The organism is Streptomyces sp. NPDC032472 (assembly GCF_040636955.1).
GTDB lineage: Bacteria > Actinomycetota > Actinomycetes > Streptomycetales > Streptomycetaceae > Streptomyces.
In genome coordinates this window covers 31,294-46,138 of record NZ_JBEZVK010000015.1, presented here as the reverse complement: position 1 = coordinate 46,138, position 14,845 = coordinate 31,294, and the positions used below count along the sequence as shown (strand labels likewise).

9 protein-coding genes are annotated in these 14,845 nt (G+C 75.6%); 2 read left to right on the top strand and 7 right to left on the bottom strand.

Features of this window, described 5'->3' with window-relative positions:
- Positions 1–27 precede the first annotated feature (27 nt).
- Together AB0F11_RS12320 and AB0F11_RS12315 are read right to left on the bottom strand one after the other, a co-directional pair.
- Positions 28–3,462 carry an ATP-dependent DNA helicase gene (locus AB0F11_RS12320; RefSeq protein ID WP_362171315.1) on the bottom strand — a complete coding sequence of 1,145 codons (3,435 nt, stop codon included), beginning with the start codon at positions 3,460–3,462 and terminating at the stop codon, positions 28–30.
- Positions 3,463–3,705: 243 nt separating this feature from the next.
- Entirely contained in the window at positions 3,706–4,074 is a 369-nt protein-coding gene (locus tag AB0F11_RS12315) for an MGMT family protein (RefSeq protein WP_362171312.1), read from the bottom strand.
- A 495-nt stretch (positions 4,075–4,569) separates the two neighbouring features.
- Between AB0F11_RS12315 and AB0F11_RS12310 the strand changes: the two genes are divergently transcribed.
- Together AB0F11_RS12310 and AB0F11_RS12305 are read left to right on the top strand one after the other, a co-directional pair.
- Positions 4,570–7,122, top strand: a complete 2,553-nt coding sequence (locus AB0F11_RS12310; RefSeq protein WP_362171553.1) for a lysylphosphatidylglycerol synthase transmembrane domain-containing protein — start codon at positions 4,570–4,572, stop codon at positions 7,120–7,122.
- Between the two features lie 105 nt (positions 7,123–7,227).
- Complete coding sequence (locus AB0F11_RS12305) at positions 7,228–8,790, top strand: alpha/beta hydrolase (protein ID WP_362171309.1); 1,563 nt, start codon at positions 7,228–7,230, stop codon at positions 8,788–8,790.
- Positions 8,791–8,865: 75 nt separating this feature from the next.
- Here the strand turns inward: AB0F11_RS12305 and moeZ are convergent, their stop codons facing one another.
- The 5 genes from moeZ to AB0F11_RS12280 form a co-directional block, all read right to left on the bottom strand.
- Positions 8,866–10,044, bottom strand: coding sequence for an adenylyltransferase/sulfurtransferase MoeZ (gene moeZ / locus AB0F11_RS12300; RefSeq protein WP_362171306.1), 1,179 nt, complete (start codon positions 10,042–10,044; stop codon positions 8,866–8,868).
- A 62-nt stretch (positions 10,045–10,106) separates the two neighbouring features.
- Positions 10,107–10,856, bottom strand: coding sequence for a spherulation-specific family 4 protein (locus AB0F11_RS12295; RefSeq protein ID WP_362171303.1), 750 nt, complete (start codon positions 10,854–10,856; stop codon positions 10,107–10,109).
- Positions 10,844–11,908: an NAD-dependent epimerase/dehydratase family protein gene (locus tag AB0F11_RS12290; protein WP_362171300.1), complete on the bottom strand. Its 1,065-nt coding sequence runs from the start codon at positions 11,906–11,908 to the stop codon at positions 10,844–10,846. Before AB0F11_RS12290 ends, AB0F11_RS12295 begins: the two co-directional genes overlap by 13 nt.
- 141 nt (positions 11,909–12,049) lie before the next feature.
- On the bottom strand, positions 12,050–12,952 hold the full coding sequence (locus tag AB0F11_RS12285; RefSeq protein ID WP_362171297.1) for a hypothetical protein: 903 nt from the start codon (positions 12,950–12,952) through the stop codon (positions 12,050–12,052).
- Positions 12,949–14,670 (bottom strand): DUF3492 domain-containing protein, encoded by a 1,722-nt coding sequence (locus AB0F11_RS12280; protein WP_362171294.1) that lies wholly within the window; start codon positions 14,668–14,670, stop codon positions 12,949–12,951. Before AB0F11_RS12280 ends, AB0F11_RS12285 begins: the two co-directional genes overlap by 4 nt.
- Positions 14,671–14,845: the final 175 nt, after the last annotated feature.

Here is a 14,845-nt window from a genome sequence, read left to right as displayed (position 1 = left end):
TGGGGACGGCCGGCGGGCCGGGCGGGCTCACTCCACCGTCTGGCGGCCCTCGGGCCGGGCGCTGCACGCGCTGCGGAAGGAGCAGTGGTCGCAGTGGCTGCCGGTGGCGGGGGCGAACCGCTCGTCGAGGACCCGTCCGGCGGCGGTGGCCAGCAGGTCGCCGACCCACTCGCCGGAGGAGCCGGCCGACAGCGCCTCCTGCGCCTGCACCTTCGGCACCGTCTCGCCGCCGTCGCGCTTGGCGGCGCCTTGGCGCAGATGGACGAGCTCGGCGCCGCCCGGCTCGGGCCGTGCGCCGTCGAAGACCTCGTCGACGGCGCCCTCGCGGACGGCGAGCTGGTAGACGGCGAGCTGGGGGTGGCGGGCCACCTCGCCCTTGGTCGGCGCGGACTTGCCGGTCTTGAAGTCGACGACGTACGCACGCCCCTGCGGGTCCGCCTCGACCCGGTCCATGGAGCCCCGGATCCGGACGGCGTACTCGCCCGCTTCGAGCGTGACGTCGAAATCGTGCTCGGTGGCGACCGCCGCCCGGCCCCCGCGGTCGGTGGTGTGCCAGCGCAGGAAGCGCTCCAGCGCGGCGCGGGCGTTGTCCTTCTCCTGGCGGGACTTCCAGGGGGCGTCGAAGGCGAGGGCGTCCCAGACGGAGTCGAGGCGCTCCATGAGCACGGCGAGGTCGGCGGGGGTCCGGCCGGAGGCGACCTCGTCGGCGAGGACGTGGACGACGTTGCCGAAGCCCTGGGCGGCGGTGGAGGGCGCGTCGGCCTTGACCTCGCGGCCCAGGAACCACTGCAGGGAGCAGGTGTTGGCGAGCTGGTCCAGGGCGCTGCCGGAGAGGGCCACGGGGCGGTTGCGGTCGCGCAGCGGGACGCTGCTGCGGGTGGGCTCGTACAGGCCCCACCAGCGCTGCGGGTGCGCGGCGGGCACCAGCGGGCGGCCCTCGTCGTCGGTGAGCGCGGCGAGGCGGGCCAGGCGCCGGGCGGCCGCGTCGCGCAGCGCCGGCGAGGCGTCGGGGTCGACGGTGGTGGCGCGCAGCTCGGCGACGAGCGCGGGGACGGCGAGGGGGCGGCGCGGGCGGCCGGTGACGTCCTTGGGGGTGACGCCGAGCTCCGCCAGGAAGCGGGAGGGCTGGTCGCCGTCCTCGGCGGGGGCCTTCACGGCGGTGACGACGAGCCGGTCGCGGGCGCGGGTGGCGGCGACGTAGAACAGGCGGCGCTCCTCGGCGAGGAGGGCGCCGGCGGGGAGCGGCTCGGCGAGGCCGTCGCGGCCGATGCGGTCGGCCTCCAGGAGGGAGCCGCGGCGGCGCAGGTCCGGCCACAGGCCCTCCTGGACGCCGGCGACCACGACGAGGCGCCATTCGAGGCCCTTGGAGCGGTGGGCGGTCATCAGCCGGACGGCGTCGGAGCGGGCGGCCCGGCGGGTGAGCGTGTCGGCGGCGATGTCCTCGGCCTCCAGCTGCTCCAGGAAGTTCAGGGCGCCGCGGCCGCCGGTGCGGTCCTCGGCGCGGGCGGCGGTGTCGAAGAGCGCGCAGACCGCGTCGAGGTCGCGGTCGGCGTTGCGGCCGGCGGGGCCGCCGCGGCGGGCGCTGCGTTCGAGGCGCTGCGGCCAGGGCGTGCCGTCCCAGAGGGTCCACAGGGCCTCCTCGGCGGTGCCGCCGCCCTGGAGGAGCTCGCGGGCCTTGCGCAGGAGCAGGCCGAGGCGCTGTGCGCCGCGGGCGTACGCGGGGTCGTGCGCGACGAGCCGTTCCGGCTCGGCGAGGGCGCGGGCGAGCAGCACGTCGGAGGGCGCGGGCACGGCGATGCCGGCGGCGCGCTCCTCGTCCCGCAGCGCCCGTCCGAGCCGCCGCAGATCGGCGGCGTCCATCCCGCCGAGCGGCGAGGTCAACAGCACGAGCGCCGCCTCGACCCCGACCCACCCGGCGTCCACGGCGGCCGATCCGGCCTCACCGCCGTCGCCGCCGCCACCACCGCTGCCGGGCACGGCGCCGTCGCCCACGGGGGCGACTGCGGCGCCTGCGCCGACCGCGGCGGCAACCGCGGGCTCCGGCCCGTCGGCGGGTGCCGCGGGGTCGGGGGCGGCAGCCTGTTCGGCGGGGGCGGGGCCGGTCGGCTCGGGGGTGGTCAGGGACAGGGCTGCGGTGCGCAGGGCCGTCAGGAGGGGGGTGATGGCCGGCTCGTGGCGGAGCGGGGTGTCGGTGCCGTCCGTTTCCGCCGGGACTCCCGCCGCGATCAGGGCGCGCCGCATCGCCGGCAGGGTGCGGCCGCCGGAGCGGACCAGGACGGCCATGTCCTGCCAGGGCACGCCGTCCTCCAGGTGGGCCCGGCGCAGGATGTCGGCGATGTTGTCCAGCTCGGCGCCGGCCGTCGGGTACGTGTACACCTCCACCCGGCCGCCCTCGCGGGTCGGCGCCAGCCCGCGGTGCGCCCGTACGGCCTCCGCCGGCAGCCGCGGCACCGGCATGCGCGCGGCCAGCAGGCGGGTGGCCGCCAGCAGCTCGGACGCCGAGCGGCGGCCCACCGTCAGGGCGCGGACGGCGGCCCCGGGGAAGGAGCCCTCGAAGTCGAGGATGTTGTTGATGTCGGCGCCGCGGAAGGCGTAGATCGACTGGTCGGGATCGCCGAAGGCGACCAGCGTCCCGCCGGGCCCGGCCAGCGCCCGCAGCAGCCGCAGCTGAGATGCGTCGGTGTCCTGGTACTCGTCGACGTAGATCACGTCGTACGCGGCGGCCAGCGCCGGCGTCCGCTCCGCCAGCAGCACGGCCCGGTGCAGGAGCTCGGCGTAGTCGAGGGTCCCCTGCATGTCCAGGACGTCCAGGTACTCGGAGAGGAAGGCGGCCGCGGCCTTCCAGTCGGGCCGGCCGATCCGGGCGGCGAAGGCGTCCAGCGCCGCCGGGCCGAGCCCCAGCTCGCGCGCGCGGGCGAGCACGGCGCGCACCTCGTCGGCGAAGCCGCGGGTGGTCAGCGCGGCGCGCAGGTCGTCGGGCCAGCGGATGGACCGGATCTCGCGCTGGCCCTCCAGCAGGGTGCGGACCATGACGTCCTGCTCGGGCCCGGACAGCAGCCGCAGTGGGTCCGCGAACAGCTCGGTGTCCTGGTGGGCGCGGACCAGCCCGTAGCAGAAGGAGTGGAAGGTGGTGGCTTGCGGGGCGCGGGCCCCGCCGAGCCGCAGTGCGGCCCGGTCGCGCAGCTCGACCGCCGCCTTGCGGCTGAAGGTGAGGATCAGGATCCGGGCCGGGTCCGTGCCGGCCTCGACGCGGGCCGCGGCCGCCTCGACCAGGGTGGTCGTCTTCCCTGTGCCCGGTCCGGCCAGGACCAGCAGCGGGCCGGCGGTGTGATCAACCACCGCCTGCTGGCTTGCGTCCAGGACAGGGGGATCCACCCGCTTCGGTCCGCTGCGCACGAGGCGGTACGCGTCGGGGATCCGCGTACGCCGCCGCTCGGAGCGGTCGGAGGAAGAGGTGATCACGTGGGGTGCCGGTCCTGGTGGGTCTGCTGCTGCGGTGGTGCGTACGGGCGTCGGGGCCGCTGCGCGGGCGCCGCGACGGGCCCCGGCGGCGACCGCCGAAGAGGCAACGCTACGGCAAGCGGCCCGCCCCGTGCAGTTCCCCGAGGTCGGCGGGGGGACCCCGCCGCGGCCGCCGTCCGTCCCCCGTACGGGCCCCCCGCCGGGCACCGGGCCGGACGCGCGGGCGCCCGATGGCGGAAGCTGTCAGGTGTGACCCCCGTCGCCCCCGGCGCCCCCCGCTCCGCCGGCCCCGCTGCCGTCCCAGCGGGCCCGCCGCATGTCCAGCCGGGCCTCCCCGCCGGCGGTCAGCCGCAGCGGGGTGGACTCGGCGCGGTAGTGCTCCAGGGCGCGTGGCTCGCTGCCCGGCAGGGGCCGCCCGTCGGCGCGGACCACGCGCCACCAGGGCACGGCTCCCCCGTACAGGGCCATCACGCGGCCCACTTGGCGCGGGCCGCCCTCGCCGAGCCACTCGGCGACGTCCCCGTAGGTCATCACCCGCCCGGGCGGAATCCGGTCGGCCACGTCCAGCACGCGCTCCGCGTACGCGGGCAGCTCTTCGCTCATTCCGCCCATGGTGCCGGACCGGCCGGGGCGGCTTCGCGGAGCCCTTCCTTCCGCACCGGCGCGCACCCTGATGCCCCGCAGGCCCGCCCGTCCGTGCCACCATCTTCCGGGCGGTGACTGGTGATACGTGATCAAGAAGAGACGGATGTGACGACGAAGGAGCAGGGTGTGAGCCCTCCGGACGGCGCGAGCGAGGACGGCGGCACGCGGCCGGGCCCGCGTCCCGGCGAGCCCGCGACCGAGCACTCCGGCGAGCCTGAAGCCGAGCCCTCCGGCGAGCCCGCGACCGAGCGCTCCGGCGAGCCTGAAGCCGAGCCCTCCGGCGAGCCCGCGGCCGAGGGCCCCTCCGGGCTGCGCGCCGGGTTCCCCGGCGGACACCACGGCGAGCCCGTGTCCGAGCCCGCCGCCGAAGCCGTATCCGAGCCCGCGGCCGAGCCCGCGGCCGAGCCCTCCGCAGGGCCGCCCGCACCGCTCCCGGCCGAGCACCCCGAGGGGGCCGTCGAGGTGGACGAGCCGCTGCTCGCCGCCCGCGTGCACCGGCCGTCCGACCTGGTCCGCCTCTTCGTCGGCATCCTCGGCGTCGCCGTCGTCCTCGGCATCGCCGCCTTCGCCCACGGCACCACCGCCGGCCTTGAGGCCGACATCTCCCAGGGCACCGGCGCCGCCCCCGACCTGCTGATCAAGGTCGCCGGGCTGGTCTCGAGCATCGCCGTGCTCCTCGTCCCCGTCGCCTTCGCCATCGAGCGGCTGATCAAGCGCGACGGGCTCCGCATCGCCGACGGGGTGCTCGCCGCCGTCCTCGCGCACGGCGTCACCCTGGCCACCGACCTGTGGGTCTCGCAGGGCGCCCCGGAGACCATCCAGGACGCCCTGACCCGGGCCGCCGGCGCCGGCGGGGCGCCCACCGACCCGGTGCACGGCTACCTCGCGCCGGTCATCGCGTACATGACGGCCGTCGGGATGACGCGTCGGCCGCGCTGGCGGGTGGCGCTGTGGGTGGTGCTGCTGTTGGACGCGTTCGCGATGCTGGTCAGCGGCTACACCACCCCGTTCTCGATCATCCTGACGGTGCTGATCGGCTGGAGCGTCGCGTACGGCACCCTGTACGCCGTCGGCTCGCCCAACGTCCGGCCCACCGGGCAGAACCTGCTGGCGGGCCTGCGCCGCGTCGGCTTCCAGCCGGTCAGCGCGATGCGCGCCGAGCTCCCCGAGGGCGCCGACGCCTCCGAGGCCAGCGACCGGGGCCGCCGCTACCACGTCACGCTGGAGGACGGCCCGCCGCTGGACGTGACCGTCGTCGACCGCGAGCAGCAGGCGCACGGGTTCTTCTACCGGGTCTGGCGCCGGATGACGCTGCGCGGGATCACGACCCGGCGCTCGCTGCAGTCGCTGCGGCAGGCGCTGGAGCAGGAAGCGCTCCTCGCGTACGCGGCCATCGCAGCCGGGGCGAACGCGCCGAAGCTGATCGCCACCTCCGAGCTCGGCCCGGACGCCGTGATGCTCGTGTACGAGCACCTCGACGGCCGGCCGCTGGACGCCCTCGCGGACGAGGAGATCACCGACGAGCTGTCCCGCAACGCCTGGCAGCAGGTACGGGCCCTGCAGTCGCGCCGGATCGCGCACCGCCGGCTCACCGGGGACGCGCTGGTGGTGGATCGTTCCGGCACGGTGGTCCTCACGGACCTGCGGGGCGGCGAGATCGCGGCCGGCGACCTGGTGCTGCGGATGGACATCGCCCAGCTGCTGACCACGCTCGGCCTGCGCGTCGGGGCGGAGCGGGCGGTGGCCTCGGCGGTGTCGGTGCTCGGCCCCGACACGGTGGCGGACTGCCTTCCGCTGCTCCAGCCGATCGCGCTGAGCCGCTCCACCCGGGCGACGCTGCGCCGGCTGGCCCGGGAGCGCGCCGACCGGCAGCGCGAGGCCGTACTGGAGTCCTCGCGGGCGGCGAAGGCCGCGCGGGAGGCGGCCGGGGCGGAGGCGGCGGCCACCTCGGCGGCCGACCGCAAGGCCGAGAAGAGGGCCCTGGACGACGCGCTGGAGGGGGCGCGGGAGGAGGACCTGCTGAGCCAGATCCGCGCCCAGGTGCTGCTGATCCGTCCGCAGGCGCCGGTGGAGCCGGCCCGGCTGGAGCGGATCCGGCCGCGGACGCTGGTGTCGTTCATCGCGGGCGCGTTCGGTGCGTACTTCCTGCTGACGCAGCTGGCCCACGTGGACTTCGCGACGATCGTCGGCACGGCGGACTGGGGCTGGGTGGGGGCCGCGCTGGCCTTCTCGGCGCTCAGCTACTGCGCGGCCGCGATGAGCCTGCTGGGGTTCGTGCCGGAGCGGGTGCCGTTCCTGCGGACGGTGGTCGCGCAGGTGGCCGGCTCCTTCGTGAAGCTGGTCGCGCCGGCCGCGGTCGGCGGTGTCGCCCTGAACACCCGCTTCCTGCAGCGGGCCGGGGTCCGGCCGGGCCTGGCCGTGGCCAGCGTCGGGGCCTCGCAGCTGTTCGGCCTGGCGAGCCACATCCTGCTGCTGCTGGCGTTCGGCTACCTGACGGGCACCGAGAAGACCCCGGAGATGACCCCGTCGAGGACGGTCATCGCGGGCCTCCTCACGGTGGCGGTCCTGGTCCTGGTGGTGACGGCGGTCCCGTTCCTGCGCAAGTTCGTCGTCACCCGCGTCCGGGCGCTGTTCGCGGGCGTGGTGCCGCGCATGCTGGACGTCCTGCAGCGGCCGCAGAAGCTGATGACCGGCATCGGCGGCATGCTGCTGCTGACCGGGTGCTTCGTGATGTGCCTGGACGCGTCGATCCGCGCCTTCGGCGGCGGCGAGACCCTCAGCTACGCGAGCATCGCGGTGGTCTTCCTGGCCGGCAACGCCCTGGGCTCGGCGGCCCCGACCCCCGGCGGCATCGGCGCGGTGGAAACCACCCTGACCCTGGGCCTGATCGCAGCCGGCCTGGAGAAGGAGGTCGCGATCTCCGCGGTCCTCCTCTTCCGCCTGATGACCTTCTGGCTCCCGGTCCTCCCGGGCTGGATCTCCTTCAACTACCTCACCCGCAAGGAAGCCATCTAGTCCCGCGGCGCGCCGCGACCCACCCGGGCGCGGGGGCCGCCCCCCGTCGCACCCGGATGGGCCCGTGCGCGGGCGGGGGGTCGGGGGGCCGCGCAGGATGGGGGTATGGCGAGACGTGGCGTGTGGGTGGTCGCTGTTGGGGTGGTCGGCGTTGTGGTGGCCGGGTGTTCCGGGCCGGGGGCTGCGCCGCGTGCCGGGGGGACCAAAGGGCCTCCGCCGCTGAAGTGGGGGGAGTGCGCGGCTCCCGATGCCGCCCAGGGGGGCGGGCAGGCGCCGCCCAAGGACTGGCAGTGCGCCACGCTCCGCGTGCCCCTCGACTACGCCAAGCCCGAGGGGGAGACCATCCCCCTCGCGCTCATCCGGGCGCGGGCCCGGGACAAGGACAAGCGGCTCGGGTCGCTGGTGTTCAACTTCGGCGGGCCCGGAGGGTCCGGGATCAGTACGCTGCCCGGCGCGGCCAAGGAGTACGAGGCCCTGCGCAGCCGCTACGACCTGGTGGGCTTCGATCCCCGGGGGGTGGGCGGCAGCGCGCCCGTGCTGTGCGAGACCGACAAGGAGCTGGACCGGTACTACGCGCAGGATTCCTCGCCCGAGACGGCAGCGGAGGAAGCTGCGTTCGTCGAAGGGATTCGCAAGTATCAGGCGGCGTGCAAGAAGCGGTCCGGGAAGGTGCTGCCCTACGTCGGGACCGAGAACGCCGCCCGGGACCTGGACCGGATCCGCCAGGCCCTCGGCGACGAGAAGCTGAACTACTTCGGGATCTCCTACGGCACCGAGCTCGGCGGGGTCTACGCCCACCTCTTCCCGAAGAACGTCGGGCGGGCCGTCTTCGACGCCGTCGTGGACCCGACCAAGACCTCCGAGGAGGGGGCGCTGGCCCAGGCCAAGGGGTTCCAGCTGGCGCTCGGCAACTTCGCGCAGGACTGCGTGGACCGGGGCGAGGACTGTCGGCTCCAGGGCAGCACCGCGAAGGAGATCGAGGACAACATCGTCGCGCTGCAGAAGCGGCTCGCGCAGAAGCCCATCGCCGGGCTCGGCGGCCGCAAGCTGACCGACTCCGCCGCCACCAACGGCATCGCCCAGGCGCTCTACTCCAAGGAGCTGTGGCCGCTGCTGGAGCAGGGGCTCGACGAAGCCGACGGCGGGCAGGGGCAGCTGCTGATGGCGCTGTCCGACGCGCTCAACGGCCGGGACCGCTACGGCCGCTACAGCAACATCGGTGCGGCCAACACCGCCATCAACTGCGCCGATTCCAAGGACCGGTTCACGCTGGAGCAGACCAAGGCCAGGCTGGCGCGGTTCCGGGCGGCCTCCCCCGTCTTCGGGGACTTCCTGGGGTGGGCGCTGATGAGCTGCACCAACTGGCCGGTGGCCGGCGCCTGGCAGACGCCGGACGTCTCCGCGCCCGGCTCCGCGCCGATCCTGGTGATCGGCAACACCGGCGACCCGGCGACCCCGTACGAGGGTGCCCGCAGGATGGTCGAACGGCTGGGCCCGGGCGTGGGCGTGGAGCTCACGTACAAGGGGCAGGGGCACGGGGCGTACAACAGCGGCGATGCCTGCGTGCAGAAGGCCGTCGACCTCTACTTCCTGGAGGGGAAGACGCCGGGCCGCAATGCCGTCTGCAGCACCGCCACCGCACCACCCTCCGATACCGCCGCAGCCTGACACGGGCAGGGCGTGGCGAAGGGCCGTACCCCGTCGCAGGTACGGCCCTTCATGCACTCAAACGGAATCCGGCTGCTAGTAGACCGGCTTCTGCGGTTCGATCTGGTGGACCCAGCCGATCACGCCGCCGCCCACGTGAACCGCGTCCGCGAAGCCCGCGGACTTCAGGACCGCGAGGACTTCCGCACTGCGGACACCCGTCTTGCAGTGCAGGACGATGCGCTTGTCCTGCGGGAGGTCCTGCAGGGCGGTGCCCATCAGGAACTCGCCCTTGGGGATCAGCCGTGCGCCGGGGATCGAGACGATCTCGTACTCGTTCTTCTCGCGGACGTCGATGATCTCGATGTTCTGGCCCTCGTCGATCCACTCCTTGAGCTGCTTCGGAGTGATCGTCGAGCCGATCGCCGCCTCCTGGGCCTCCTCCGACACGACGCCGCAGAAGGCCTCGTAGTCGATGAGCTCCTTGACGGTGGCGTTCGGGCCGCAGACCGCGCAGTCGGGGTCCTTGCGGACCTTGACCTGGCGGTACTGCATCTCCAGGGCGTCGTAGATCATCAGACGGCCGACGAGCGGCTCGCCGACGCCCGCGAGCACCTTGATGGCCTCGGTGACCTGGATGGAGCCGATGGACGCGCAGAGCACGCCCAGCACGCCGCCCTCGGCGCAGCTCGGGACCATGCCCGGCGGCGGGGGCTCCGGGTAGAGGCAGCGGTAGCAGGGGCCGTGCTCGGACCAGAAGACCGAGGCCTGGCCGTCGAAGCGGTAGATCGAGCCCCACACGTACGGCTTGTTCAGCAGCACGCAGGCGTCGTTGACCAGGTAGCGCGTGGCGAAGTTGTCCGTGCCGTCGACGATCAGGTCGTACTGGCTGAAGATCTCCATCACGTTCTCGGCCTCGAGCCGCTCTTCGTGGAGGATCACGTTCACGTACGGGTTGATGCCCAGCACGGTGTCGCGGGCGGACTCGGCCTTGGAGCGGCCGATGTCCGACTGGCTGTGGATGATCTGGCGCTGCAGGTTCGACTCGTCGACCTCGTCGAACTCCACGATGCCCAGCGTGCCGACGCCGGCCGCGGCCAGGTACATGAGGGCGGGCGAGCCGAGGCCGCCCGCGCCCACGGCCAGCACCTTGGCGTTCTTCAGACGCTTCTGGCCGTCCATCCCGACATCGGGGATGATCAGGTGGCGGGAGTACCGACGGACCTCGTCAACGGTGAGCTCAGCAGCTGGCTCGACCAGGGGTGGCAGCGACACGGGGACTCCGTAGATGGGTATGCATGAACGGTGGCTCTTCCGTAACACTGCCACGCCCTTCTTCATTCCGAGACACCCGGTCCGATACGTGAGACGATTTCGTCCCAGTACGCGGGCATTGACGCCCATGGGTCCTGATCGCGGGCACCGCGCCGGTCGGTGAACCAGATGGTGCCGGCGCCCTGCCAGCGGGCGATCCGGACGGCTTCCTCCAGGTGGGTGCGCGGCACCCCGTGGACGAGGTGGCAGAACCGCTCCGGCGGGTGCTCGGCGGTCCACTCCGCCACCTGCGACCAGCGGTAGTCGGCCCACGCCCCGGCGAAGGTGACCAGCTGGTCGGCGGCCTCCGCGTACCCCTCGTACGGGTGGGTGCCGTGCCCGAGCACGATCCGCAGCCCCTCGCCGAGGCCGCGCAGGCTGTCGGCTACGCGGCGCACCGCGGCGAGCTCCTCGCGCCCGGCGGGGGCCCGGTCCAGGTAGAAGCCGTCGACCCGGTACCAGTCGGCGTAGCGGTGGGCGTCGGAGAGCAGCTCCCCGAAGGACCGCGCCCCGTCTCGCATCGCGAGATGCCCCAGGACGGTGCCGCCGGCCTCCCGGAGCCGGCCGACGGCCTCGGTGCAGTGCGGGTCGGGGCGGGCGCCGGGGCCGTCCGTGACGTTGAGCACGGCCCAGTGCAGCGGGGTGCCGGGGCGGGTCAGCTCGGCCCATTCCACGGGGGCGAGCAACGGGTGCGCGTAGCCGGGGATGCCGAGGCCCAGGCGGCCGGCCTCGGTGGCGGCGGTGGCCGCGGCCCGGGTGGTCAGATGCGGCATGCCGCCTCCATCCAGATGTCCGCGAGGGACTCCTCCAGGTTGATCCGGGGCCGCCAGCCGAGCCGGTCCCGGGCGGTGCGCACGTCGGCCTGCTGCCAGGCGCCGCAGCCGTCGGGGTAGGGGTACGAGGCCGGCGGCGGGGCCGCGCCGGCCAGCTGCTCGGGGGTGGCCTCGGAGCGGGGGGCGCCGATGGCCGCGAGGGCGGAGGGCCGGCCGGGGTGGCCGGGGTGACCCGGGTGGCCGTGGCCGTGCTGCCCGTGCGGCTGGCGCTCTCCCGGGGCGCCGGGGCCGCCGTGCGGCAGGTCGAGTTCGTGCAGGGCGCCCCCGTACCCGGCGACCCGGGCCAGGATGGCGGCCGCGTCGCGCAACCGGACCGCGCGGCCGGTGCCGATGTTGACGACGCCCTGGGCGGCGGAGAGCGAGGCGGCGTGCACGGCCCGCGCCACGTCGCGTACGTCCACGAAGTCGCGCTGGACGCCGAGCCCGCTGAGCTTGAGCTCGCCGTCCCCGGACTGCATGGCGCGCCGCATGGCCTCGGCGAGGCGGCCGAGCGGGGAGCCGGCGGGGGTGCCGGGGCCGACGGGCGAGAAGATCCGCAGGACGACGGCGTCGAGCCCGGAGCCGAGCACGAGCTCGGTGGCGGCGAGCTTGCTCACGCCGTACGGCCCGCCGGGTCTGGGGACGGCGTCCTCGGCCGTGGACGATCCGGGCTGGCTGGGCCCGTACTCGGCGGCGCAGCCGAGCTGGACGAGCCGGGCCCCGCAGCCGCTGCGGCGCAGGGACTCGCAGATGGTGGCGACGGCGACGGTGTTGTGCCGGGTCAGCTCGCGGGCGCCGCCGCGGGTGGCGCCGGCGCAGTTGATGACGACCCCGGGGTGGACGGCGTCGAGGAACCGGGTGAGGGCTCCGGGGCTGCCGGTGGCGAGGTCGAAGCGGACGTCCGCGTCGTCGCCGCGGCCGAGCGCGGTGAGCTGCACGGCGGGGTCGGCGAGCAGCCGGTCGGCGACGTAGCGGCCGAGGTATCCGTTGGCTCCGATCAGCAGCACCCTCATCGCGCGGCCCCTTGGTCGGTTGGCTGGCCGGTCATCGTGTGTCTCCTTGGTCGACGGTTCGGGTTGAGGGATCCGGTGGGTCCGGGGGCGGTGCAGAAGGCAGTGCGGCGTTCGTTCGGTTCGAGCCGGGCGGTACGCCGCTCAGTGCCGGGCGTGCGCGGAGGCGCGGGCCAGCACGGGGACGGCGAGGAGGAGGAGCCCGGCCGCGGCGGCGGCCCCGGCCAGGGCGGCCGGGACCAGGGCGAGGGCCAGGGCTGCGGCGACGGGCCGGCGCGGGGCGCCGTGGCCGAGCAGCAGCCGGGTCAGGAAGAGCAGCACGGCGAGCGGTACCGCGACGGGGAGCGGGATCCCGGCGAGCGCGGCCGCCCCGGCGGCGGCCGCAGTGAAGGCGGCGACGCAGCACAGGAGCAGCGGCCTGGCCCCGTCCGCGAAGTCCTCCAGGGCGCGGCTCGCGGCGAGCCGGCGCCGGGCGCGGGCGGCGAAGGCGGCGGCGGCCAGGTGGGCGGGGGCCGCGGCCAGGGCGAGGGACACCCCGAGGGCGGTGCCGTGGCGGTGGACGGCCCAGCCGACGACGGCCGCGGCGAGCAGGTACACGGCGGCGAGGGCGGCCCGGCCGGAGGCGTCCCGCGGCGCCGGTCCCCGCCGGACCACCAGGGCGGCGACGGCCGCGAGGGCGGCGAGCGGGCCCGCGTACGGCAGCCCGGCGGCGGCCGCCCCGAGGGCGAGGGCGCCGGGCAGCAGGGAGCAGCCGAATCCTCGTAAGGCGCGGGCGTCGGCGCGACGGGCGGCGGCCGGGGCGGCGGGCTCGTCCCCGCGCGGGGTGCGGGCGTAGAGCTCCTCGGCGAGGGAGAACACGTCGCGGTGGCGGAAGCGGGCGGCGGTGCGGTCGGTGATCCCGTGGGCCTCCAGCCCGGCGGCGATCTCCAGCGGATCCACGGCCTGCTCGCACAGCACCCGGTGCCGGTGCAGCAGCGCCTTGACGGGATCGCCTCCGGCCCGCCGCCGGGGCGCTGCCGCGAGCGGGGCGGCTTCGTCGAGGGTCATACGGTCGCCTCCGTGATCGGGGCCCCGAGCGGGGCCGGGGCGCCGGGCGTTCCCGCGGCCGGTTCCGGGGTGGCGCCCGGGGCTGCGGCCCGGGCAGGGTTCGTGGCGGTGTCGTGGGGCGGTTCCGGGTCGGCGGCGGCCGCCTCGGCGTCGGCCGCCGGGGCCGGGGTCCAGGTGGGGCTCGTCCAGTGGCCCGGGACACGGGCCTCCGGGGGGCGGCCGAAGGGGACCGCGGTGTCGGGACGGGCCGGGCCGCGGGCCAGCAGGTGGAGGTAGATCTCCCGGAAGGCGGCCACGTTCTGCTCCACGGTGAACAGTTCCAGGGCCCGCGCCCGGGCGGCCGCGCCGAGCCGCTGGGCCCGTTCGGGATCCTTCAGCAGCGCCACGCAGGCGTCGGCGAGGGCACGGGGGTTGCGGGGCGGGACGACGAGGCCGGTGCCGCCGATGACCTCGCACACCGCGCCGACGTCGGTGGACACGGTGGCCCGGCCGCAGAACATCGCCTCGGCCAGCGTGATGGGGAAGCCCTCGATGACGGAGGACAGCACCACCACGCGCCCGCAGCCGTACGCGTCGGCCGCCGACGGGGCCTCGGGCCCGCCGATCTCCTCGAAGGTGACCGGGCTCTCCCCCACCGTGACCGCGTCGGCGGCCTCGTCGGGGAAGAGCTGCGCGGCGAGCGAGCGGCAGTCGGCGAGGTAGCCGGGCACGGCCGCGGTGGCGAAGATCCGCAGCCGGGTGCCCGGTGCGGCCCGCCGGATGTCGGCGAAGGCGTGCAGCAGGGCGATCAGGTCCTTGGCGGGTTCGATCCGCCCGACCCACACCAGGGTGTCCGGGTCGCCGCAGTCGGGGTCCTCGCCGACGGTGGCGAATCGGTCCGCCTCCATCCCGGGGTACACCGTCCGCAGCCGGTCCCGCGCGGCCCCGCACCGCTCCTGCCAGCGGCGGGCGTGCGCGTTGCCGGGGGTGAGGAGGTCGGCCCGGGCGTAGATCTCGCAGGCGAGCCGTACGTGGAAGGCCGCGAGGAGGGCGCGGACGGCGGGCCGGGCGTCCTCGGACCGCTCCAGGTAGTGGGCGCGCAGCCGGACCCCGTACTCGGTGACCAGCAGCGGAACCCCGAAGAAGCGTTTGGCCAGGAGCCCGGCCAGGGCCGCGACCCCGCCTGCGGTGGCGTGGCAGACGTCCACCTCGCGCAGGTCCTCGTACCAGTCGAGGGACAGCGGCCGCAGCAGCCGCTCCAGCGCGTCGACGAACTCCAGGAGGTCCGCCACCTGTACCCGCTGTACGGAGCGCCGCGCGCCGGGGGCCCGGCAGGCGGACTCCACGGCCCGCACGGCGGTCTCGGAGCGCAGAGCCGCGTACAGCCCGCCCTGGTCCCGGGCGAGTTCGGCGAGGCCGTAGAGCCCGGCGGCGAAGGCTTCGGCGTCGCCGGCGCAGATGCCGCGGACCAGCTCCCTGAAGACGTCGGCGAACCGCCGCCGCTCGCGCCGGGAGTAGCTGCGCCCGTCGTCGGCGGGGGCCCACAGCGGGGCGGTCCAGACGCGGGTGACGTGCTCGGGGAGCACGACCCGGCCGCGTTCCTCCTGCTCGGCGCTGCGGCTCAGCGCGTACAGCTCGAACTCGTGCTGCGGCAGCCCGCGCACGAGGCGGTCGCACCAGAGCCTGGCCTCTCCCGTCGCATACGGATAACCACCTTCGGTGAGAAGTCCGATCCGCACGAGTGGCACCCCCGATCTCCCGTCCAGGCGGCCGCCGTCGGTCCGGTGACCGCCGCGGGGAGAACTCAAGCGGATGTGCCGGTGGCGGGGGGGGCGGGGTGTGGGGGGGGGCGCGCGGGGGGGGGAGTGGAGTAGGATGTAGGGGAGCGGGGGGGGGGGGGGGGGGCGGCGGCGC